Below are 23,310 nucleotides of genomic sequence, written 5' to 3'. Positions count from 1 at the left end.
TAAAGCAATGAGAGCAATATTCAATAGATGTAAAATGGGGTTATTGCCGATATATGTACTTCTGGCAATTCTCACCGTTTCGTTTACGCTGGTATCCTGCAACAAAGATGATGAACTTGAAATACAGAGCAACTTCCCTTTTGAGGTGAAAGTGATGCCTGTGCCTAAAGATATTAAGAAAGGGCAAACGGTGGAAATACGAATGACCTTACAGCGAACAGGCAATTATAGTAACACCCAATATTTCCTGCGTTACTTCCAGTTTGACGGTCAGGGCAAGTTACAATACTACGATGAGCCGCCCTACCAGCCCAATGACCTGTACCCATTACCAACTGAGCAGTTCAGGTTGTATTACACTTCAACCTCTGCCACATCACAATCCTTTGATGTTTGGATTTCGGATAGCTTTGGTAATGAAAAGCAATTGAGTTTTCAGTTTAACAGCGTCGACTAAAACAAAAGAATTCCTGCCATTAAAGCAGGAATTCTTTTATCAGTACGTAGGACAAATTTCATCAATTTAGAAGATATCTTAAAAGTATTATTTCCTTAAAGTAGTCCTCCCATTTTTAAACACTGGTGTATTGCTGAATTAAACTTGGGAACCCACCAAATTTCAAAGCGTCAAAAATCTCCTCTTTTGTAAGCCCTGTATATGCTTTTATTTGCTCTATTACGGTTTTTCGTCTATTTACCAGACTTCTGTCTTGTAGATTGAAGACCTCTATAGTTTTTTGAACTTTTGCTTGTAAAACAGGGTCAGATAAAGTTGGATGTGGTTCTATTTCGCCTCTCTCATTGTAATAGAAATAATCTTGAACAGAATCCACTACAGGATTAAAAAACCCTGCATAATCAGGTTTCTTTATGCCTGATTTATTGTCCTTGTATTTTGCACCAAAATCTTCATCATTACATGCAGCTACAAGGTTATCCCAGTTGAAAGTATGCTCAGGGAACATATTTCGCTTTCGAAAATGATCAATATGACAGTCTCGCTCATCTTCTATGGGTATTTCAGAATAGCCACAAAAACAATCCTGTTCACTAATTAGGATGGTTGCTCTAGTCTCCAAATAAGTTGGATGCCCAGCACAACCAGGTTTACTAAAATCAATATTCCAATCGGCTCCAGGGTTCTTGTCTTTAAAATCAGTAAAGGAAGCCAAAGGAGAATCTTTATTTATCTTTCTCATTGAGCTTATTCCTTTTTGTTATTTCAAGCCTTATATCCGTTAGAGCCTTATCCGATTTACCCAGATCCTTTTCCAGTTTTGCGAATAATTCACTAAACTCTGCTGATTTATAATTATTAGCCCTGATAAAGTCCCAAATGTCATTTAGCTGCTGTTGCACTTTTTTATAGCGCAGTCCTTCTAAATCAAAGAAATCTGTTAATATGTCATCAACGGGTTTACCATAAGGATTAAAAGAAATATTCTTAATCCTAGATTTTCCATTTTCATTTACAAGAACATTCAATTGTCCTTTTTTTAATGCAGAAAGAACATTTGGTGAATGGGTAGTTATGATAGAGAAATTCTTGAATAAATCTTCTTCTTCCTTAAATAGGTTGTACACAAATTCACGTTTCCATTCAGGATGGAGATAAGTGTCGGGTTCATCTAGTAAAAACAAGCTATTATCAGCGGCCAGTAGTTCTTTCAAACCCGTAATAATCAATAATTGCTTTTCACCCTCGCTCAGGTTGTTGAAGCTTACCTCTCTTCCATTTTTAATGAGGTTCAGATCGATACTTTCAAGAAAATCATTCGATTGCAAGGAAACCAAGTATTCAAAAAGCCTTTTTTCTGTCCCGTAAAAACTCCAAATATTTTCGAGTTGTGATTTATCGGATATACTAAAAGTGATTGAGTCAGACTGAAATTTTGCTGTAGTTGCCCCTTTCAAGATATTCATGAACTGATTCAATTCTCCCATTGCTCCCCAAAAGTCCTCAATCGTAGATTTCGACTTTGCCCAACTTGGCTTTTTGAAATTGAGTTGAATAGTTGAGAAGCCACTAATGCCAAATTGTTTTTGCAATGCGTCTGGCACATCACCATATTCATAACTCAACAATCCTATCAAAATAGCAGGTAGGTTCTGAGGTAGGAAATAATAGAAAGGCTGATCGAATTGAACTTCTCCAGTAAGTGTTCCAGTAATTAGCTTCCGCTGAAACTTAGTATAGATTTCATAAATACTGTTGGAAATACCAGAATAGTAAACCACAAAATTGTCAGGCAGAATGTAAGCCAACTCTTCGCCCTTGTTACGCAAATGCTTTTCTATCTTTGGTAAGCCCTCTATAATATCGTTACCCTCAAATAATTTGATGTGTAGTTTATCTTCAAATGATACCTCTACACCTATGTAGTTTACAAAGGATTCACCAAACATGGATGTTTCAGTGATTTTTTCCCTTCTTAATAAATAAGTGATAGAAAATTGGACAGTAAAGGTTTCTTTCTCCAATGACTTAAAATCCTTTGTACCTAAAAGCGTAGCGAAGATTTGTGTCAATGATTCGATTAACGTTGTTTTCCCAGAACCATTTTTACCGATAAAAACTGCTATATGACCACTGTCCTGAAAGTCAACTGAGAGGTTTTCGAAAAGCTTAAAATTCTTTATGTCTAATTTGAGTAATTTCATAACTGTCCATTCATGATGAGTTTGATTAATTCCAGAATTTCACTGGCAGCTATTTGATTCAATTGCGTTCGGTTTTTATGCCATGAACGGTGATTGGTTGACCAAATGATTTCGTATTGATGGTTTCGGTGTAAATCTTCTACAGCGTCTGCTGTTGCACCTCTGGAGCGGCACGAACAAATAATAATGTCGCATCCCTGAGCTACGAATTTTTGAAGGCTCTGAAACACTCTGCTATTCGGATCTCCCTGGCTTTCTATACCGACTTTTATGCCATTGATGTCAAGGATATAAGTTATATCTGCACCAGTGTTAATAGCCTGAAGGGTGTGGTTTGGAAAAGCTGCTATCAACAAATTAGCGGTTTCACGAACCGTTTCTGATTTCCCTTGACTTGATGGTCCATATATGGCAATGACTGATTTTTTCATTTTAATCGATATTGAAGATTGCTGATTCAAATTCCCTATTTGCCAGCTCCTGTTCCTTTTCCGCCAATTTCTGGGACGTGACTACGTCTTTAAGCTCAAAATTTACTTTTTCGACTATTTCATTTTGTACTGAGAGAGGAGGGAAAGGAATCAAAATGTCCTGTAGTTTACTCAGAGTAATTGCTGGATATAATGCCCCAGACATATTATTCTTGAGTTGCTCTATTCCATACTCAGAGATAAGAAACATCCTCAAATATTCAAGATTATAATTCTCGTTAGGAGCCACAACAGAGAAACCTGAGGAGCAAACTTGATTATGAAATTCTGCACTCACAATCGCAAATTTTTTCAGATAAGGCCTTGTGGTTCCAATTATTAAGTCATTTTCAAAGACAAGTTGTGAAGCACGACTTGGAGCTTTCCTAGTTTCGGTCTTAGTACTATTGACAATTCCTCTTATTGGATCAACATCACCAATTTCTATGTAACTAATATACTTTTCTGTTTCTAATTTCGGAGACCATTTTCGTCTTGTAAATAAAAATGCTTGACCTAGAGATTTTACTTCAAACTTGGATTTCTTAAGACTAGCATAAATGGTATTATCTAATGAAAAAACATCCCAGCGACCAAAATCCTTAAAGTTGAAAATTTGAAATTTTTTATTTTTGTAGACTTTGTTTAATTGCTTTAAATCAAGAAGATTAAGGAATGTTTCATCGCTTTTTAGGATTGACTTTTCAGAACTTTTAATGTATTTATCTGATTTTCTAATCCTAATAAAATAGCCCTCTACTAATTTCTTCTGAATATCTTTATCAGGCACAGGAATCCTAAACCCTAAAAAGGCTTTTTCATCTACCCTTTGGCGACCTGTAGTACCAGAGCTGGCTTTTTGGCACAGTTCGGCAAAGTGTTTCGTACCTGTGATCAGGTTGAAAAACTCAGGTAGTATCTTTTCTCTATTGATGTTGTAGCTCAAGAAATCCTGCGTGGTAATTGCGCCCTCCAGTTCAGCAGGTACAATCCCAAATGCTCCATTACGGGCATCTATTTTGCTCATAATAAACTGCCCCTCTGAAACACGGAACTGGTTCTTTGTGCCAATGTCTTTGCCAAAAATCAGTTCGTCACCACGTTGTACTACGCCTTTACCATATAGCTTAATGGTTACTTGCTTGTAGGCTTTATCATCTTCCAAAATTTCTTTTTCCCGATTACGGATGATAAGGTTTCCGATAGGTTCAAGTTTGAACCCTTCTTTGTAAAGGACTTTATCGCTTAATATAGCCCCGACGCTCCAATTGGAGAGGGTCATGAAGCGTACTTCATTGAGATATTTGAATGCTGTCTCAGTGGGCATATGGTTCATAGAATATTTCAGGTTCGCTTACAAGGTTTCCGTCAATTAACTGCAGTCTGGAAATGTTACCTTCATCATCTACAGGGTATTGTGTTTCTTTCTTTGGCTCATCCCATAGTTTGTTTTTTTTTCGGTATGCCCTGAACTCTATGGCCACTTCTTCTAACTCATTTTCGCAGGGTGCACCTGTACTGGATATTCCTGCTTTCTCAACTTCAATAACAGGAATAGGGTAATCGAAACGCTCTTTTACAAGCGGTTTAATCTCCGTAGCAATGAGCTCTTCTATTTGCCTAATATCTTCTGCATATTTCTTTTTCAACGCATGAAACTCTTTGGAAGACTTACTTTCTTTCAATTTCTTCTCTTCCTTTTTGAAAGTCGCTTTCAGTTCATCCAATTTGGGCTGGTACTTGTCTTTAATCTCTCTGGTGGTGTCCTCCGTGATTTTTTGATAGGTTGCCAATTCTTCTTCATTGAATTTTTTAAGGAATAGCAAACTGGGTTTCACTGTAGCCCCTGAGGCAATGAATACATCCTGAGGGATGGAAGTGATGTTGATTAATTTAGCTTTTCCTTCAATGTAATCCCTGATTTTTTGCAATGCACTATTATTCAATACGCCTTCTGGCAATACTATCCCCATTCTGCCACCTGGTTTTAGAAGGTTGAGGCATCTTTCCATAAAAAGAACTTCCGTCAAACCACTCCATACACCTACATCAAAAATGTCTAACAAAGCTTTACCACGGCTTTTGCCATGACCATTATCGTGATTTGCCCAATCCTGAATTTGCTTTACTACAGTTTGTCTGTAATGGCTGCCGTATCGATCTTCATAGAATCTGATTTTGTCCTCGTTGGGAACATCAGAAGGAGTAACTTTTAATGTTTTGTTGACTCTGGAACCGAAAGGAGGATTGGTGAGTATGACATCAAATCGCCCATCAAATATGCCGTTGACATTCAGTAACCCATCATGATGATGTACGCCTCCATGGCCATCTCCATGCATAATCATATTCATTTTGGCAGTACGCGCCATCCTTGGGTTGGCGTCCGTTCCAAAAATGCAGTCATACGAAAGCGTTTTTAAACGGCCTTTGGGATTGTGTATATCCAACTCAAAATTGAGCTTGGCAAATAGCTCATCTACTTGTTTTGCTATTTCTTCTTGCTTCTTTTCCGGCAATCTTTCATAGTCCTGGCCAAAGTAGCGTTCCTTGATTTTCTCTTTTTGGGTTTGGACATCCTTTTCGATCTTATCCCTCACATATTCAAATGCTTTAATCAAAAAACCGCCACTGCCGCAACACGGGTCACAAATTATGTCACCTTCTTCTGGATCAAGTACATCTACCATATAATCCACTATGGTACGTGGGGTAAAGAACTGACCTAACTCTCCGCGAAATGTTCTACCCAAAAACTCTTCAAAGGCAATACCTTTTATATCATCAGAAGTATTAGATAAATTGTATTTCTCTAACTCCTTCACAATTTGCAGGAAGCTAGTTTCTCGAATTTTTATACTGTCATTATGATCAAAAATTTCATCTGCTTTGAAAACTTCTTTTGTCTTCTCAAAAAAGTGTTGGTAAAAGGGAAGTGAATCTTTGCCAGTAATTTTTTCATAAGCAAATTTCAATTCTTCAAATTCCTTTCTGGAAAACAGCGCCTTCGTTTTAGCTTGTTCTCTTTCGTAGCGAATTTTCATAAATAGAATCTTGCTGATTTCATCAAACGCGGCCTCTGGCGATAGCTTATCGTTATTCCGGATGATGTTATGGCATTTGAACAACAATTTACTAAACTCGTCCCGAGTAAACTCTTTAGTCTTGGTTAATAATTCTTCAATCTTATTTTCATCAAATAACTGAGAAACATTAGGTATCTCCACCACTTCCTCTAAATGCTTTGGCATTTTACCTTTGACCACTTTAAAGAATTTTGTTTCCTTTAAATTGGTAGTAACAAAGAAGTCGGCGCCAGCCCAAGAAGCATAATTGTAGCCTTGATAATAATCCTCCTCATGGATAGTAATTTGCTCTGCCTTACATTCAATCACTATCACTGGACTGTTATCAGAGTTACGATCTTCTTTTGTTTTCCATATAACAATGTCAGCTCTGGCTTTCCCTTGACCTCTTTTGGAGTTATTTACTTTTACCTCTTGTGCCATTTGATCAAGGGAATAACCATATTGATTCACTAAGTGAACAATGTATTCCTGCCTGACTTCTTCTTCCGGAGTACAGATTAATTCTTTTCCGATCAATGGGGCAAAAATCTTGTTGCCGTTTTTTTTGATTTCTATAGCCATTGCTCAATTATTTCGATTTCTTTTTTAGTTCCTGTTCGGCATGTTTAAGTGCTGCTAATGCAGCCATTTCATTCCCAACATTCTCAATGATTTTGTCTGACAGCCAAATAGTCAATAATTCCTCCTCATTTATGTTCAGCAATTGAGCCAAAGCGATTACTTGTTCTCTTTTTGCTCTTCTTTCGCCTCTTTCAATTTTGCTATACATTGGAGTATCAATTTCAAGGCTTGCCGCTAGTTGTCGCTGCAACAGCTCTTGTTTTTCTCTCAATTCTCGAATTTTTTCACCAAAATGCATGACCTGTTAATTTTTGACTTGTCAAATTTTGGCTAAATTAGTGAAATATACACAAGGATGAGGCAGTAGGTGTTTATTTTTAGCCAGAAAGTAACGAAATGATAAGTAGACGTGCAATGATAAGTTTACGAGGCGGGAATTTATAATCTGTAACAAATAGGCAGTCATGCTTATTGCATTCATTGTTACGCAATTTTATTAGCAATTTATAATGAAAGGTATAAGGAATATAAGTTAATTGTCCTCTTTCCAATTTTTTATGTGGGGCTTAAAATGAGGGCAGACGGTGGAAATACGAATGACCTTACAGCGAACAGGCAATTATAGTAACACCCAATATTTCCTGCGTTACTTTCAGTTTGACGGTCACGGCAAGTTACAGTACTACGATGAGCCGCCCTACCAGCCCAATGAACTGTACCCATTACCAACTGAGCAGTTCAGGTTGTATTACACTTCAACCTCTGCCACATCACAATCCTTTGATGTTTGGATTTCGGACAGCTTTGGCAATGAAAAGCAGATCGGTTCTGAATTTAACAGCATCGATTAAACCCAGAAATTCCGCCAAATACAGGCGGGATTTCTTATCTAACTACGTAAAACAAATTTTTGTAAATTTAGGTGGTAACTTTTAAATGTTTTGTTATGGTCGCTTCATTGGTTATCGGTATCATATTTTTGGTTGCAGGCCTGGCACTCCGCTACTGGATCAACCGTCGTAAGTTTTATAGGTGCGGCCCTATGGGGGCCGAGGGTTTTTCATCGTATGAAGGTTCGGTCTTTATCAAATTCATCGAACGAATTGGCAAATGGATAGCCTATGCCCTGATCATATTTGGTCTGCTGTCGTTGTGGGTGTACTTTCGGGAGAAAAAAGACCGTGAAAAAATAATTGAAATGCAAAAGTTGAAATGACCGGTATTTTAAATTAAAACAATTAACATTATTAGAATTTATTTCAGCGTTTAACATTTATAAATTCATTAAGAAACTAATCGTTATTTGAGATTTATTTTCCTATAAACTTTACACCACCCATATGCTCTTTTCAAATAGAATAGTGAATTAAGAGGACCATAATTCAAAAGAATATCATTTTCGTAACTTGCTTTGATAATGAGTAACATGCCAACTAATCCAATGGACTTTTCAAGTTTCGCTTCTTCACTTTCCTTTCTTGAAAGCGAAACCAAAGCTGTTTTACAAACAAAACTTTACCACAAGAAATACCGAAAAGGCGAACTCATCCTGGAAACTAATACAGTCTGTAAACGAATTTATTTTGTAGACAGCGGTCTTGTAAAAACCTTCTTTTATACGGATACCCGCGAATTTATCATGCGCTTTTTTCCTGAAGGCAGCATGTTTACTGTTCTCGACAGTTTCGTTCTTCAGAAGCCTTCATCATATTCCGTGCTGGCTCTTGAAGACACCACGATAACCTGTCTCAATCATGATGATCTGGAAATGCTTTGTCAACAATACCACGCCATCGAAACTTTTTACCGCAAACTTATTTCGCTGGCTGCGGTGAATATGATGGACCGAATTAGCGGTACGCTAGAAGAGAAGGCCCAAACAGCTTATCTCAAATTTCTGACAGACTACGGTCCGTTGATGCAACGGATCAGCTTGGCTGATCTGGCTTCCTATCTTGGGATTACCCAGGTATCTTTAAGCAGAATCAGGGCGATGAAGTAGTTTTTATCATTTGATAAATGCCGGCTCATATAACGGAAGTACCTTCAGATAAAATCTATCCGTTATGAAATATTCATTATCACTAACGCAGAAACTAAGCTTTCTCGCAGCCTGTCTTTTCACCATCATAGCTCCGGTTATGGGATACCTTACCATTGGGCTTGCACCCGTAATTATTGTTGGGGGTTCGGCATTAATCGGTTTACTTTGCTGGTCGTTCACGTATTTAAGAAAACCCGTGGAACCCAGAATTATTCTTCCACTATTTATCCTTACAGTTGCTGGTCTTCAGATTCACATTGTTGAAGAATATTTGATGGGGTTTGCACCGGCCATGAGCAGGCTCTTCGATATTCCGTGGAGTGAGAAAAGCTTTCTGATGGTGTTTGCGCTTATCGGACCAATAATTTATACGCTCACTTCTCTGGGACTTTACTATAAAATCCCGATTGCCGGATTTGTAGCCTGGTTTATCTTTATCGGTCCGGGAGTCGCAGAATTCACCCACTTTATTTTTCCATTCATAACTCCCAACTTGCTTCCCCATAATCCGCGTTCGTTGACTGCAGCTATAGAAGGCACAGTGATTCCGGAGATGCCGAATTTCTATTTCAGAACTACAGGGCATTACTATTTTCCCGGAATGTGGACTGCTATTCTTCCCATGGTACCTGGCTGCCTGGCTATTTACCGTTTACTGATTAAAAATAAACCGACTTAAATCGTCGTGCCCCTTTGGGGGTCTACGGTATAAAATAATCCTTTCGATAACGAAAGGATTACAGCACACATCTACAAAATTATATTATGATTGTGGATCTCATAAAAGTATCACTAAAGTTGGTGTTGACTTTATGATTTGGATTATAAAGTCAGATACTTTTTAGAGCACCACCAATAAGAGAAATAAAACTACTGACTATATACAGGGACGTGAGCTTGCTTCATGGCAGCAATCCGCTTTAGCATTCATACAAAATACTAACGATTTTATTATTATCTAGCAAAAACTTTACGTGCTCATATTTCTGGAAGGGATGCATATTTTGTTCTGTCGGGGGTGGAAAATATTTAACTCCAATGGTTACATTCGGTAAGCTAAAACTCCAGGATGATCTGATTTTAAAATCTTTACCACACAATTGCTGTTCGGATGAATCCAAATATTGTCTAAACGTTGAAAGTCCTTCGATTTCTGAGATGGTTTGCCAATTTTTACGTACTCGAAAAACAACATTCTCATCAAGATTTTTCAGGATACTACTGATATCGGAGCTGTTGCAGGCATTTATAAAATCTCTTATTATTTTTCGAGGAAGCTTTTGAATGGCCCTGATTTCTTTCTTTTTATTTTCAATGTAGGTATTAAAATCCTTATCTACCACTTCGGCCAACTTATAATAACCTGAATGAAACGCATCTAGAGGGGATTTATACAGCCGATCTTTAAAAAATGTAGCGTCGTCAGTTTTATTGCTTGTGAAATGATCGAGAAGCAGAAAGCCATTTTCCTCGGTTGCACGGTTCGTACCTCCTATAATATTTATAAAATAATACTGCTCTTTATCCTCAAACAAAACCTTGATTTTAGGGCTGAACTTTTCAGCCTTATGGACAGATGATTTAACGAGATACTTCGTCTCATTCAAAGGATTTTCAATTGGTCTTCCCCAGCCATCGGTCGATAATTCAGATTGGTATCGGGAAATTTGGATTCGTATTTCCTTTCGTCCCCTTTCAAGGTCTTTGGTGTATTCATACCCCGGAAAAGTGCTGAGAATGGCGGTGTCCAATTCCCACTGCTCATAATCACTGGTGAAATTTATTTGATAGCTGAATTCATATTCCCGAATGTAGACCGGAAACATGATTTTATTTTCAATAATTTTTTGTTCGATTAGATCAATATCGGATTTCCTGTTAACCGTTATTGCTATTTCAGTTTCAATCATTTTAAATGTTTAGGCATTATCAGAACTCAAATTTACTCAATTTACAGGTTCGCTAATCTCATAAACAATCCCAATTGATCAGGCGGTGTTCTTTTACTTCTTTTCTTTGGCCGACGTGTGGAAAGAAAAGAAGTCTGCAAAAACAACAGATGAGATATTGTATCTCCCACGCAATACCATCGCAACCTTTTTGGTAAAATGAAGAAGAAAGGGTATGTGTTTCGGTGCATTTTGGCAATGGGGTTGCACTGCTTAGATGCAAAAAGACAGCCCCGACCAACGGTGAGGGAGTGTCTTTTTGCCGCCCGATTTTTCGGGTCAGGCGACTTTTATCGGATGGGTTCGGAAGTCTTTCAGGTTATGAAAAAAACCTTTGTATTCGGTCATTCCCCTGCGAAATAAGTTCCATAATAGGGAACATCCCATTTGAGCCAATGATGCATTGATAAACAAATCTTGGTGTTCCAATGCTTCGGCAAGGGAACAGCTTGGCGTGTTATCCTCTTGTTCCGACTGTTTCAGCAATTCCCCATATTCATCGGTAACAAATGGCAGGCTTGCCACCGTTTGGTATTTTTCAGAATGGGGCTGTTTGATCTTTCCGATGGTACATAACAACACTTGTCCCGTATCTTGGCTATTGCCGAAATCCAGCCAATATTTCGGCTCGTCGTGGTAGTGCCTGCGGCAGCTTGCTTCTTTCAGAATTTCAGCAACGCCAAACCTTGCCCGTATCGTATCCACACAGGTAATGGTAATGGTTGCCCTTGCATTTTCGGGCAATCTACCGAACCTGTCCTTTTCAAACTTTGCTGTTTCGGCTTTCCAATTGGAGCCAATACAACGGTTTATACGGTTAATGAGTGCAACGGATTTGTACAGTCCTGTTTCGCATTCAAAAAATCGCTGTCTGCCTAAATTGGCGCTTGTGATTATATCATCGTCCCACAAACGCACCTGTAACCCTGCGTGTCCCAATGCGATCAGGCTCTCATTTATTTCCATTAAGGCAGTCAACACCTTTGAGCCTGTGCCCCCTGCACCGATAAGGTTTACCGAAACGGGGTTGGTAGGGCTTATCAGATAACTATCCGTAAAATGGACGGCTGTTTTTGCTGTTTCCATCACAATAGATTCTTGAGGGTTCTGTTATTCTTTTTCAGTACGTCTTTAGGAAAGGGCTTCGCTGTTCCGATAAGGTCTTTCCATACCTTTACGCAATTCACTTTAATGGGGCTGTGGCTTCCCAATAAATGGCTGAAGTAGCTGTTAAAAAAGTAGCTTTCCCACGCACCAATAAATTCCTCAACCGAAGACGAGTTTTTGATGTCAATCGTCACCGTACCCATACACACTTTACCATCTTCATAAATATTGAAAAAGGGAGCGTAATGTAGTGGCGTTTTCTCGGTTGGCCTTCTGTCGGTTGCAAGGGCAAAAACGGCAAGGCTGTTTTTATTGGCATACCACAATATTGGCGGTGTGTGTGCCACTCCGTTGGGTACACCCAAACTTTCCACAAAATACATCTGCCGTTCTTGTGCTTTGGTGTACCATAAGACCGTACCTTTTTCGCTCGGATTGATGTGCAGGATGTTGGTAGGTAACACTCCCTTTGGCTTTAAAAAGGCATGACTCCTTTCTTCATCGGTCTGTAAAGCCTTTGCCAGTACATTGGCTTCTTTTACTGTCAATGGGTGGGCATTGATGGGCATTCCGTTTTTGTCCATATCAAAATGCTCCACGTACATATTGTTTTCCGTTCCTTTTGCTTCATAGAAAACCAATGTGGATGTTGGATGGTATAAGGTGCCGAAGTTTTCGGCAATGTTATTTACGTTGTTCATTTGCTTATTCTTTAATAGTTATACAATAGGGTGCAGAGGTCGTCCAGTAAGGAAAACAGGCGGTTCTCAAAATCAAGATTAGCGTTTGTTATGTTGCTTCCATCGAACGCCTTGCAAATGGTGGGTTCTTCTATTAAGCCGTACTCGTTAAATTCGTTGTTAATGGTGTCGGTAAGGCTGTCATGGAGCCACCCTTTTGTGTCGGCAATAAATGAGATATACTTGTGCATCCCGATGGTTCCATTTTCATACTCATCATGATAGGGGTCGTTTTCGGGTAATGGTGCATTTCTGAAAATGCTTGCTGTCGGATATTCCGTGTACAGGGCAAACGCATCACAAGCTACCTTTCGGCACTCTTTGTCGAATGGATCAAGGCTCTTAAATCGGTTCAAACGTTGTTCAAAAAACTTCAGATTGATACGGTTAAATAGTTTCTGTTCTATCCTGTAGCCAATATATTCGGCATTGCGCAACTCGCTTAGGTAGGTTTCGGTGGCGTCCGTTTCCTCGTCCTGTTCCACCCATTCTCTATGCATTTCGTACTGCCAGTACAGATAACTGTCTTCCTGCCTGTAATAGGGAATATCAGCAATATGGTACAGGTAGCTGAATACGGATAATAGCAGTTGTGCCGTATCTTTTCGTCCTCTGTCGTGGAGCATTTTAAAGAGCGGTACAACCGGAACATAATACAGGGTTGTCCCCACCTCGTAACGTTCTTCGGTTATGAAAAAGGTTTTCTTACGATCCTGTACCAATTGGAAATGATTCCAGTTGATGTTGGTGCGTTTCACTTTAGCTTCCATATCCCACATAGACAGGGCGATGTTGTAAGGGAAACCATAATTTTTGGTCTGCATGGGCTCAATTTTGTAATGCTCGGCAAGTCTGGAAAGGGACTTGTAAAAATCCCTCTCCGTTAAAGTTGTTTCTTTACAAGCCTGTACGGGTTGTGCCGTTTTCAGTTTTGGCAAAAAGGTGCATTTCAAAATACCATTGGTAGCATGGCTATCGGTACGGACTTCTGCCTGTCTTTCAGCACTTGGTTTGCATCTTTTGGTTTTTGCATCCATTTTGCGAATTCGCCTAACTGTCGGTGCAAATGCTGTTGCCGTTTTTGTTCGGGTAGGCTGACCATTCCCGATATGATATGTGGTTGCATAATTCATTGTTTTTGATTTTTGATTTACCCTTTCGTCCCCATTACGCTTTCAAATTTGTACTCAACGGCATCGTCCTTAATCTTTGGTGCCGATATTTTTGCGGTTGTTAGAATGGGATACAGGTTGGCGTAAAAATTCATTACCGCTTCCACGCTCCAACGTGGTTCGGGGTCGGTCAGTCTGATGTCCTGTCCTTTATCTTTGAGTATAAAAACTCGCTCTAATGGCGTTGCTAACAACATAACGTTCTGATTTTAGATTAATAGTTTATTCCCCCTTTGGCTTCGTCCGTTTCATCGTCAAGGTAGTTGGCAGTAGCTTCCACCGCCTTTGGCGGTTCGGTGGTCGCTTCTTCCATTGCTCCGAAAAGGCTCGGTGTGGCAAACCTGTCAGATAATGATGTTTTGCGCTTGCGTATCTCGTCTGCTTTTTCGGGGAATTCGGCTATGTCGGGAACTTTCATCCACGCTTCACGGAATTTGCCCTCTTTCTCGAGTTCGTCCGCTTTTGCCATACCTTCCTTAAACTTCTTGTCTTTGGCTTCCTGTTCTTTTTTCTGCTTTTCGGCTTTGTCTTTTTCGATTGCCGATTGCTTTTTGGCTTCATCCAATTGCTTCTGGAATTTTTCCATATCCACCATTAGTCCCGATACCTTTTGTATCGGTGTGGTGATCTGCTCAAAAAATCCCTCGTCAAACTCTTGGGGCGTGGCGTTGAATGTCAAAGGGGGAATTAGGTTTTTGGCACTGTCTCCGCACCCATCATTATTGACCAATACCGTTACAATCAGATTTGTGTCTATCCCTTTTGAAATGTTCAGTTGCAATACTCCTGTAAAGTCCAACTGCTGTATCTGCTTAAAAAAATTGGTATTCATTGCTGTAAAATTTTAATGTGTTGTTGCTCGTATTGCTTTCATATCCTTATCTAGTAGGCTACCACCGATTAAAGTGGTAGCCTATGGTTATCTAATTAAGGTTTAGGATTTCCGCACCGTCTAAGGCAAATGCGGTACACAGTTCAAATGCTTTCTGTGATTTGAGTTGCGCAGTACCACCCAATACAATGCTCTGTAACTTGGCTTCATCGTTCTTGTAGTTTCTTACGTTCTGATAATAGCCTGTCACTGCATTGTAGGCTCCGAACAATGTGCCTTTGGTGGTATCCATTTGCTGGGTGTCGCTAATCATCGCATAGGCAAATGCGTCCTCAACGGTGTTTTTGAACACAGTGGAAATTTCATCGTCAGCGCCTTTTTTGATAAGGTCAAGCGTTTCCTTGTTGGGGCAAAGTGCCAACTGGATGAGCTTTCGTACTTCTTTGTCGTTTACTTTTACCTTAGTCCACTCATTAAAAATACCCTCCAACTGGTTGCTCAATGTGTTTGCCAATCCCATAATCTTGTGGGCATTCTCGATACGCTGTTTCGCTCCCGAAGTGTGTTTGATACGCACGACATTGGTCATACTGCGCAGGGATGCGTTAAGGGTATTCTGGCATACAATCCTAATGGGCGTAAATGCAGCGGTAATGCTTCCGCTACCATCGTGCGAAGTTGTTAGGAAAATGTACTTTTCGGTGACATCATCACCATTTCCCACACGGATATAATCGGGCAGTTTCGCGGTGATAAAAATGCGCTCTCCGTTACCTAATGCCCCTGCGGTTTCATATAGAATGCCCTCGCCACCACCTACGATAGCATCAAAAAAATTGAAGGCTTCCCGGTTCTGTACGATGTGGTAATCCTTGCCGACTACACCCAATACGGAATTGTTATCGGTGCGGATATTGGCGAAATAATCAGGGACTTGCAGTTCCGTACTTCCTATCTCTATTCCTCCCGAAGTTTCGATAATACCCGAACCTTTGGTGAACAGTGGGGATTTTACTACTTCGTAATCTAACCCTGCATGTTTGATCGCTTCTTCGCTTGTTGGGTATTCTTCCACGATTTGCCCCAAACCGTGCCATGCTTTTTGTTGTACGCTAAAAAATGAATAACGTCCTGTTTGCTCGTTGAAATTAATATTATGTGCCATGATAAAATGATTTTAAGGGTTTGAAATATTTTTTGTTAAAATGGGAGGTCGTCATCTGCTCCCTGTGCTGTAATGCTGTTGTTGACGGTTTGTGCAGTAGCCTGTACGGTTTCGGTTTTCTTGCCACCGCCGTGCAATTTGATTTGGGAGGTGTGAAAATTCAGACCTGCTCTGGCTTCACCGTCTTTGCTTATCCATGCCCTTACGCTTGCCCTGCCTGTGAGTTCTACCAATGTGCCTTTAGTGAGCAGTCTTGCCACGTTTGCCGATAGCCAGTAGGCACAATCGAAATAGGTAGTTTGCTCGATACGCTCGCCCTGCTTGTTAAGGTAGCTGTCGCCCACCGCTACTGAAAAATTCACTACTTGTTTGTCCTGTGACGTTGTGCGTACTTCCGCATCTCTTGTCAGTCTTCCGATAATGTTCATAATCTTCCTGTTTTAAAAGTTTTACATTTTGTTATGTCCGCTTTTCTCGTTCCCTGCTTCCTGTTGTGGTCTGCTTCGCTTCGCTTAAATTTTTCCAAAAGAAAAACCGGAAAAAAGAAAGCAGATAATCCAAGCGGGCTGAGGGGAAAACCAAAAGGAAACGGAATAAGTCCCGGCGGGTGGCAAGGCAACACACAGCAGTTCGGCGAAGCCATCACTTTGCCTTGCCATTATGCCGTAGTCTTTTGGTTGGCTGTTTGGGGTGGCTGCCCGCTATAACTTAGCTGCCTTTTTACCGGTTGATTTGGAAATAGTTTGATTGATCCAATCATTTTCCAACAGGCGATAGCAACTCCAACAATTCCAACCAGGGGTTAGGCAATCAGAGATTGCTGTAAAACAGAATTATGTAAGGTGATAAATGTTCAGAAACCCATTTTGCGACGATATTGTACCGATGCCATTTCGGGAGATTAAGTTCCAATATTGGCGTGAGTATAGGAACGGCAAGAACGCGATAGTGATTGCAAGGAAACCCACAGCTTCCGAAGACTTGGAACGTAAAGCACTGTGCAAAGCGCTTACCAAAAAAACGGGAATAATCTGACGACGATCCCCGTTCTAAATTATTGCTCTCGGATTAAATATAGAAAATCGATTGGAAAATTAAATTAAAATATAGTTCAACCTATAAATTTAAAAATGGGTGAGACTTGAGGTGAATATGCATTCTATTAAATAAATAGAAAAACTATTGCTAAATAAATAATCTGTAATCGTAGGATCGCCCTTCATATCTGGCAAGTAGCTTTCCGATTCTTGCAATCTGATTAGATGAATCAATAGTAGAAGGGAGTTTTGAGTAGAGATCTAGTGAATTCCAGTTCATTTTTGTTAAACCCAATATTTCAGTAGCTATAAGGTCTATATTAGATTCGCCATAATGTTTTGTGATTTTTACTGGAGCTGGTATACTCCTTCCGCCCAGATAAAACTTATGACTCTGCTGCTTTACAGATGGAACAATACCATGCGTCCAAAGTAGCGCTGTTCTTTTATTGGTCACAATACAAGTTCCGCGGGAGATCGGAAATCTATCGACTTGCAGACGGTTATTGTAAATGCTCATCGCTACAAATTTCGCATCGACATCGTAATTTATCTCAATCAAGTCGATTTTTTTAATACCTGCCTGATTAAGACTTGCCTTAATCGCGTTAACTTCATCTTGGGTGAACTTCGTTCTTTTATGTATAACGACGCGTTCAGGCAGAGTATCCATTGATTGATAAAATAATTCCCTGATGGACACCCCAAATTGAAAGGCATCTTTATAGGAAAGATAAGGATTATTCTGTTTATCCAAAACATAGTTGTCTATTTTAGAAAGCCTGTACTTCAAGCCCTGTCCATTGGAGTCGTAAATATGGCTGCATCCTATAACAATGTCGATTAGCCCCTTAGTTTTTGAAACACTATAGCCTATTCCCGCGTAAGCAGTTTTTCTCTCCTGGTTGTTTAATATCCAAGGTGTTCGGAGCGACTTGACATAAAAAGATAAAGATAGCCACCAGTAGATCTGACATTTCAGGGGATCTTCCAAAGTATCCTCTCGAACCAGCTGAGTAGCGATTCCCTGGGAGGCGGCAAACGCTTTGATATAGTCGTGCAGATCAAAACTCTCGACCTCGTTCAAATAGGTTTCAAAAGGCTGCCATTCCTCTGGTATAAAGATAACGACGGGACCAGAACCTCTTACGGCTGAAATTTTCTTGAGTTTGTCGGTGATTTGATGTGCCAACGCAATAGCATTTTCGTGTGTCTCCTTGCCGTTATCCGCCGAAAAATTAATGTCGATCCAAGACGAATCATCCTCAACAACAGGTATGTTGATCGGTATATTATATGCGGAAGCAAAACCAGGATAGTCGATAAGGTAATCTGCATTTTTTCCCTGAGTTGGGTGTTTGACATTAAGTCCTGAAAGAAAGGTAAACAGTCTATTGGCATAGTTCGATGCGCAGATTACCGAAAGCTCAATTTCATTGGAGTGTATGATACCATTAAGATTAACGTCATAAGGACGATTGTTAATCAAGCCACGCATAGGATGAAAGTCCTTAAAATCGTTGTTGCTCGAAATGTTCTTAAAAATCAACTGAGGTTCTAGAAACTGTACACCCCTAAACTGGGTCTGTTTATAATTATAATATTGTGGGATGGCTGGCCTATATTTGTTGTCCAGTACATCAATTTCGCCGAAGGCTGTATTTGAGCTTATTTGAAACTCAAAACCGGTTCCCGACTGAAATGGATATTCAAATACCAACTTCCTATTGCTAAATAAGGTTGTCGTCCACAACTGTAATTCATGATCATATTTATCATTAAACAGTTTTTCAAGGATTTTTTTGCTAATTTGTTGCTTACGGGATTTATGGATTTCGTTATCCGAATCTAAATATACGGTTGGAGCTAATGCAAGATAGCCAAAAACCGGATTCCTGTCGAAGTACAATGATACGTATGCTGCCTTATGGATCGAAACTTCACCATCATTACTACTTGGATTCTTAAACCAAATTTTATCCTTGTAGTTGGACAAGACTTCTTTTGTGGAACAGAAGTATTTTAGAAGGGCGGTCAGCATCAGGTTTTTAAAAGCCGAAACATTTTCAATATCATAGCGTGAAATTTGTTCACGCTGTATTTTGGATTTGATATATGGCCTAAATACTGTATTGATTTCGCTGAGCGATCCCAATGCAAAAACTTTTCCTCTAAACGGCACGGCTGCAATGCTTGTATTTTGGGTAAGTTCTCTTAGGAATGCCCACGGCCGGTTTTCGCCGTAATCTACCTCAAATTGAAACGCTTCGCGTGGAAAAACAATAGGGTGCAGATTGCTTTTGATGTACTTGTCAGTTTTAGTAACCTCAAGCTTAAAATCAGATGTTACTGTTTCTTCGTGATCTGAAATCTCAAGCAGTTGCTGGATTTGATTGGAAATTTCTTTATTGTCTTCAAATATGGATTTGGATAAATGTATAAGAGTTTTATCAAAGCCATCAGTTGATATATAAAAAGCCTCTCTCCCGTAAGCTCGTGCGTGTTCGATCAGGTCTTTGACTTCAGGGCTGATACGATCTCCAAATCCGCACCAATAGAGACGGCCTGTACCTCTTCTTGAAAATGCGGTCTTAAGTGCATCCATCAGCGACACGTCGCGGCCGCTGTAGCCGGCAACGATAAGGTTTTTATCAGTATGGTAATTTGCGATATGCTCCTTAAAAATCTCGTTCTGTGTGTCCAGTTCGTTATCGGTGTTTTTAAGCTTAGTATACTTATAGTCACCGTGTAAGGCAATGCACAAAAGTTCCTTTGTACTTTGATTTCGATATATACGATCCGCATTGTCGAGTGTTATTTCAATAGGCGTTAAATTATTCTGATGGGCTGCCCGAACCATTAGACCGTCGAAATTTGTAGTCCATACAGCTTTGAGGATATTTTGGCCTGCAAGAAAGCAAAGTAATTTATAACCAATATAGGGCTCTTTGCCTTCAATCAAGCTAAAAAAATATTTCCTTCTGTCTTCTGCAATCGGGTAGGCTTTTTCTGCATAGTAGGAATATTCTTGCGGTGCGTCCAGCTCTGGAAAGCCGCCGTGATTGTCCAACCATTTTTGGACGCTTAGTCTCACATTTTCATTTCTGTGATTTTTGTAATAATCAGCGGCATTAACGTTTTTCGAAACATAGATATCTCTTTTCCATTCCCAGATACAGTCGTAAGCAGACTGTATTCCTGAACTGATGGATGCACCAGCACCTAATAGGAAAGAGTGCGGAACATCAATATTTCTTTTTATAGATCGTAGAAATGCATCATAATCAAGGTTTAAATTGTCTTCCATTTATTATTAAAAATCATTAGTTACGCATTAAAATGTAAATTGGAGATCTGTAGTTACAAATAATATCCAAGTTTAAATACTATAAATATAACAAATCAAAATCGACCAAACATTACGTTTTTCCGTAAGACTATAATTATCATAGACAAATTTTTGGAAAAGATAATGTGGTGTGGTTTTTCCAGTTGAAATATTGGAATACAAATTTAGATACTACATCTTTCTAAGCCCTTCAGCATTTCCTTCTTTTCAAATCGCTGGTAAGAGAGATCACTCAGTACGCGGTCACTTATGTTCTACGAGCCGACTTTTAGATAAATACTTACGAATTATCATTCCCGAGCACTTGTATACTCTGTGTATTTGCGGTATTAATATTTGAATATCATTTTGAGATAGTATTGAAGTGAATGGCTGCGCAAAAAAGCTCAGGAATCACATATCATAATTGGTCATGGGTAGCCATAACGTGCCACTAAGTGCCATTTTATCTTATTAGGCATTGTTTAGGTCTATTTTAGTATAGCCCGGGAGATCATAAATGGTACTTCCGTGATCATTATGGAAATAGTTGTTATTACTTTGAAGGACCTGCTACAGTTCAAAAGCGAAATCCTGGAAGAGCTAAAGGCTTTGATGAATAAGGAAGGAGGGCAAAAGGAAAGTAGAGAGTGGCTAAAGAGTTCAGATGTTCGGGAGTTACTAAAGATATCACCCGGCACACTGCAGAACCTTCGGATGAAGGGTACTCTTCCGTATCGGAAAGTGGGAGGCAGCTTCTACTACCGTCAAGAGGATATCCTTAAAATGCTGAATAAGAATGGGTGAGTGGAACGAAAATGCTTTGCTGCGCTCTCTGTGTAAAAAGCTGGCAGAGGACAGCAGGATTGTACCGACCCATATCGGACTATTGATGGCTTTGTTGTATCATCACAATGGTGCAAAGCTTTCTGATGATTTTCATGCGAGCCGAAAAAAGCTGATGTGGTTTTCGGGCATACGGTCAATCACAACCTATCATAAGTACCTGGGAGAACTGGTTACTTACGGATATATAAAATATGTTCCTTGCTGGCATCCGGAACAGGGCAGCAGGTTTAGCTTTACCTTTGATTGATAGCAGTTTTATACATTGGCATTTTTAATGATTAAAATCCTTTTAACATTTCTATCGCCTTAAATGACTTTCCACCCGTTTGATATCATCTTTTAAGGATAGGAACATCCCCTTAATCTCCTGGGTATTAAAGTCTGAAAAATCATAATCCTTCATTAAACTGTATTCATATTCCCAGATTTCCAGGAGGTCATGGAACGGTATTCGGTAGGGTTCGTAAAAGCTGTTATCCGACACTACCCTAATAGACTTTTCGTCCATCTCAGCCAGCCTTTTGTAAACAAACCCTGTACGGGTAACCAACAGATACGTTTTCCCAATTTTCATTTCCTGTATATTTTCGATGTATTTACCGATAATAAAAGTACCATCTTTAAAGGGCGGCATGGAATCTCCCTCTACCGGAAAAGCCCTGTAGTTTCCGTTGCGAAGAAAAGGAAGGGAAAGGTGCTGAAGGGTTTCAATATACTCAGGATCAGCATAGCCGTTGAGGTATCCCATCGATGCTTTGTAGGGAATGATTTCAATTTTATTCTCACCCGAACCGTCAATGGTAATGGGTAGCAAGATGCGGTTATCCGGGAGGCGCAACAGTTCATCCATCGGAAATCTTCTAAGCTCCACAGAAACTAATAGGTCTATGCTAACGCGGAAATACCTCGAAATCTTCAAAAGGATTTCGATAGGTGGCTCAGTATCACCGTCTTCATATTTTGCATACCTTCCTCTGGTGATCAAAAGATCATCTGCGATTTTCTGCTGGGAGTATTTCAACTGAGCTCTCAAATACCTGATGTTTTCTGATAAAATTGACATTGCTATAAATTATAGCAACAAATATATGATATTTTGCTAAATAAGTTAGCAATTTTGTACTGTACAGTTTATAGAAAATTAGGAGATGGATCGTGCAATAGTGCATATGGATTTAGATACTTTCTTCGTGTCATGTGAACGAAGAAATAATAGTGAGCTTACGGGGAAACCGATCATCATCGGCGGTGGCGACCGCGGAGTAGTGGCTTCCTGCTCGTACGAGGCCCGATACTATGGGGTGCGTTCTGCCATGCCTATCAAAATGGCGATGAAACTTTGCCCTGAGGCGAGAATAATCCGGGGCGATATGGATCTTTATTCCAAGCTTTCACATGAGGTCACTGAAATTATCGAAGAAAAAGTCCCCTTACTGGAAAAAGCCAGTATTGATGAATTTTACCTGGATCTATCCGGAATGGACCGTTTTTTTGGAACCTATCAGTGGACCAAGGAATTGGCTGCCCATGTAGTCAAGCATACTAATCTGCCGATCAGTTTTGCCCTTTCCAATAATAAAACCGTATCGAAGATCGGTACCGGAGAAGCTAAGCCCAAAGGGCATATGGAAATACAGCCCGCCATGATTCGTCCATTCCTAAATCCGCTTTCCGTACGAAAAATTCCGATGGTCGGTGAAGTGACCTATCAACTGCTTTCCCGGGTTGGCATTAGGACAATTCATACGCTCGCTGAAATGCCCACGGAAGTGCTTCAAAAGATTTTAGGAAAAAATGGCATCGAGCTATCCCGCAAGGCTAATGGGATTGATGACAGTCCGGTAATTCCGTACACCGAGCGGAAATCAATTTCATCGGAGCATACTTTTGAAAAGGACTCGATAGATATATACGGGATAAAATCACTGATCACCGGCATGGCCGAGCAACTTGCCCACCAGCTTAGACAGGAAAAGTGGCTGACCTCCACCATCGTGGTAAAGATCCGCTATTCCAATTTTGATACGGAAATTAAACAATGCAAAGTCTCTTATACCTCGGCTGACCATACGATCAGCAGGTATGCCTTGGAATTATTTGACAAGCTGTATACCCGCCGAATGCGGATACGTTTGGTTGGATTGAAACTGACCGGACTGGTTCATGGAGAATACCAGATGAATATGTTTGAAGATACGCAGGAAATGATAAACCTCTATCAATCCATGGATAAGATTAAGAACAGGTTTGGAAAAAATGCGGTCGGCCGTGCCTCAGGATTTGATTTCCCTTCAAAACAGTATTAG

The 23,310-nt window shown here is 39.9% G+C and carries 24 protein-coding genes and 1 pseudogene; 9 read left to right on the top strand and 16 right to left on the bottom strand.

From position 1 onward, the window contains the following. The first annotated feature begins 7 nt into the window (after positions 1-7). Positions 8-457 carry a DUF3872 domain-containing protein gene (locus tag U9K52_RS13395; protein WP_322927007.1) on the top strand — a complete coding sequence of 150 codons (450 nt, stop codon included), beginning with the start codon at positions 8-10 and terminating at the stop codon, positions 455-457. 115 nt (positions 458-572) lie between these two features. On the opposite strand, the gene U9K52_RS13390 is transcribed toward U9K52_RS13395, so the two are convergent. The 6 genes from U9K52_RS13390 to U9K52_RS13365 are packed head-to-tail and all read right to left on the bottom strand — an operon-like array spanning position 573 to position 7,079. Further along, entirely contained in the window at positions 573-1,199 is a 627-nt protein-coding gene (locus U9K52_RS13390) for a retron system putative HNH endonuclease (RefSeq protein WP_322927006.1), read from the bottom strand. After that, a complete protein-coding gene (locus U9K52_RS13385) occupies positions 1,183-2,661 on the bottom strand; it encodes an AAA family ATPase (RefSeq protein WP_322927005.1) in 1,479 nt (492 codons plus the stop codon). Before U9K52_RS13385 ends, U9K52_RS13390 begins: the two co-directional genes overlap by 17 nt. Beyond that, the gene (locus U9K52_RS13380; RefSeq protein WP_322927004.1) at positions 2,658-3,092 is read right to left on the bottom strand and encodes a hypothetical protein; all 435 of its coding nucleotides are present in this window, start codon (positions 3,090-3,092) and stop codon (positions 2,658-2,660) included. The genes U9K52_RS13385 and U9K52_RS13380 overlap by 4 nt, the downstream gene beginning before the upstream one ends. A gap of 1 nt (position 3,093) precedes the next feature. After that, positions 3,094-4,413, bottom strand: a complete 1,320-nt coding sequence (locus U9K52_RS13375) for a restriction endonuclease subunit S (RefSeq protein WP_322927003.1) — start codon at positions 4,411-4,413, stop codon at positions 3,094-3,096. 34 nt (positions 4,414-4,447) lie between these two features. Beyond that, positions 4,448-6,781, bottom strand: coding sequence for an N-6 DNA methylase (locus tag U9K52_RS13370; RefSeq protein ID WP_322927002.1), 2,334 nt, complete (start codon positions 6,779-6,781; stop codon positions 4,448-4,450). A 7-nt stretch (positions 6,782-6,788) separates the two neighbouring features. Then, entirely contained in the window at positions 6,789-7,079 is a 291-nt protein-coding gene (locus U9K52_RS13365) for a helix-turn-helix transcriptional regulator (RefSeq protein ID WP_322927001.1), read from the bottom strand. Between the two features lie 277 nt (positions 7,080-7,356). On the opposite strand from U9K52_RS13365, the pseudogene U9K52_RS13360 reads away from it, so the two are divergent. The 4 genes and pseudogenes from U9K52_RS13360 to U9K52_RS13345 all read left to right on the top strand — a co-directional run. Then, positions 7,357-7,632 (top strand): annotated as a pseudogene (locus U9K52_RS13360) (TraQ conjugal transfer family protein); the annotation flags it as partial. A gap of 95 nt (positions 7,633-7,727) precedes the next feature. Next, a complete protein-coding gene (locus tag U9K52_RS13355; RefSeq protein ID WP_322926999.1) occupies positions 7,728-7,997 on the top strand; it encodes a hypothetical protein in 270 nt (89 codons plus the stop codon). A 210-nt stretch (positions 7,998-8,207) separates the two neighbouring features. Then, entirely contained in the window at positions 8,208-8,783 is a 576-nt protein-coding gene (locus U9K52_RS13350) for a Crp/Fnr family transcriptional regulator (protein ID WP_322926998.1), read from the top strand. 64 nt (positions 8,784-8,847) lie between these two features. Beyond that, positions 8,848-9,504, top strand: coding sequence for a hypothetical protein (locus U9K52_RS13345; RefSeq protein WP_322926997.1), 657 nt, complete (start codon positions 8,848-8,850; stop codon positions 9,502-9,504). 241 nt (positions 9,505-9,745) lie between these two features. Here U9K52_RS13345 and U9K52_RS13340 read toward each other — a convergent pair whose 3' ends face one another. The 8 genes from U9K52_RS13340 to U9K52_RS13305 all read right to left on the bottom strand — a co-directional run bounded on the left by U9K52_RS13340 (position 9,746) and on the right by U9K52_RS13305 (position 16,218). Then, on the bottom strand, positions 9,746-10,735 hold the full coding sequence (locus U9K52_RS13340; RefSeq protein WP_322926996.1) for a hypothetical protein: 990 nt from the start codon (positions 10,733-10,735) through the stop codon (positions 9,746-9,748). 318 nt (positions 10,736-11,053) lie between these two features. Further along, positions 11,054-11,860 (bottom strand): PRTRC system ThiF family protein, encoded by an 807-nt coding sequence (locus U9K52_RS13335; protein WP_322927037.1) that lies wholly within the window; start codon positions 11,858-11,860, stop codon positions 11,054-11,056. After that, positions 11,860-12,582 carry a hypothetical protein gene (locus U9K52_RS13330; RefSeq protein WP_322926994.1) on the bottom strand — a complete coding sequence of 241 codons (723 nt, stop codon included), beginning with the start codon at positions 12,580-12,582 and terminating at the stop codon, positions 11,860-11,862. The genes U9K52_RS13335 and U9K52_RS13330 overlap by 1 nt, the downstream gene beginning before the upstream one ends. Positions 12,583-12,593: 11 nt before the next feature. Continuing rightward, positions 12,594-13,754, bottom strand: a complete 1,161-nt coding sequence (locus U9K52_RS13325) for a hypothetical protein (RefSeq protein WP_322926992.1) — start codon at positions 13,752-13,754, stop codon at positions 12,594-12,596. 17 nt (positions 13,755-13,771) lie between these two features. Continuing rightward, entirely contained in the window at positions 13,772-13,990 is a 219-nt protein-coding gene (locus U9K52_RS13320) for a PRTRC system protein C (RefSeq protein WP_322926990.1), read from the bottom strand. A gap of 17 nt (positions 13,991-14,007) precedes the next feature. Then, positions 14,008-14,625 (bottom strand): PRTRC system protein E, encoded by a 618-nt coding sequence (locus U9K52_RS13315; protein ID WP_322926989.1) that lies wholly within the window; start codon positions 14,623-14,625, stop codon positions 14,008-14,010. 91 nt (positions 14,626-14,716) lie between these two features. Beyond that, positions 14,717-15,790: a DUF932 domain-containing protein gene (locus U9K52_RS13310; RefSeq protein ID WP_322926988.1), complete on the bottom strand. Its 1,074-nt coding sequence runs from the start codon at positions 15,788-15,790 to the stop codon at positions 14,717-14,719. A 35-nt stretch (positions 15,791-15,825) separates the two neighbouring features. Beyond that, positions 15,826-16,218 (bottom strand): single-stranded DNA-binding protein, encoded by a 393-nt coding sequence (locus U9K52_RS13305; protein ID WP_322926987.1) that lies wholly within the window; start codon positions 16,216-16,218, stop codon positions 15,826-15,828. Positions 16,219-16,251: 33 nt separating this feature from the next. On the opposite strand from U9K52_RS13305, the gene U9K52_RS13300 reads away from it, so the two are divergent. After that, a complete protein-coding gene (locus tag U9K52_RS13300) occupies positions 16,252-16,497 on the top strand; it encodes a hypothetical protein (RefSeq protein ID WP_322926986.1) in 246 nt (81 codons plus the stop codon). 478 nt (positions 16,498-16,975) lie between these two features. Here U9K52_RS13300 and U9K52_RS13295 read toward each other — a convergent pair whose 3' ends face one another. After that, the gene (locus tag U9K52_RS13295; RefSeq protein ID WP_322926985.1) at positions 16,976-20,134 is read right to left on the bottom strand and encodes an SIR2 family protein; all 3,159 of its coding nucleotides are present in this window, start codon (positions 20,132-20,134) and stop codon (positions 16,976-16,978) included. A gap of 561 nt (positions 20,135-20,695) precedes the next feature. On the opposite strand from U9K52_RS13295, the gene U9K52_RS21325 reads away from it, so the two are divergent. Next, the gene (locus U9K52_RS21325) at positions 20,696-20,962 is read left to right on the top strand and encodes a helix-turn-helix domain-containing protein (RefSeq protein WP_323673798.1); all 267 of its coding nucleotides are present in this window, start codon (positions 20,696-20,698) and stop codon (positions 20,960-20,962) included. Further along, positions 20,955-21,251, top strand: a complete 297-nt coding sequence (locus tag U9K52_RS13290) for a hypothetical protein (protein ID WP_322926984.1) — start codon at positions 20,955-20,957, stop codon at positions 21,249-21,251. The genes U9K52_RS21325 and U9K52_RS13290 overlap by 8 nt, the downstream gene beginning before the upstream one ends. Before the next feature lie 51 nt (positions 21,252-21,302). Here the strand turns inward: U9K52_RS13290 and U9K52_RS13285 are convergent, their stop codons facing one another. Continuing rightward, on the bottom strand, positions 21,303-22,067 hold the full coding sequence (locus U9K52_RS13285) for a LexA family transcriptional regulator (protein ID WP_322926983.1): 765 nt from the start codon (positions 22,065-22,067) through the stop codon (positions 21,303-21,305). A gap of 85 nt (positions 22,068-22,152) precedes the next feature. Between U9K52_RS13285 and dinB the strand changes: the two genes are divergently transcribed. Beyond that, the gene (gene dinB / locus U9K52_RS13280; RefSeq protein WP_322926982.1) at positions 22,153-23,310 is read left to right on the top strand and encodes a DNA polymerase IV; all 1,158 of its coding nucleotides are present in this window, start codon (positions 22,153-22,155) and stop codon (positions 23,308-23,310) included.

The sequence above is a fragment of the Chryseobacterium sp. MHB01 genome (assembly GCF_034651565.1).
GTDB lineage: Bacteria > Bacteroidota > Bacteroidia > Flavobacteriales > Weeksellaceae > Chryseobacterium > Chryseobacterium nepalense.
Note: the sequence above shows the minus strand (reverse complement) of the source record. Positions and strands in the feature narration are given on the sequence as shown.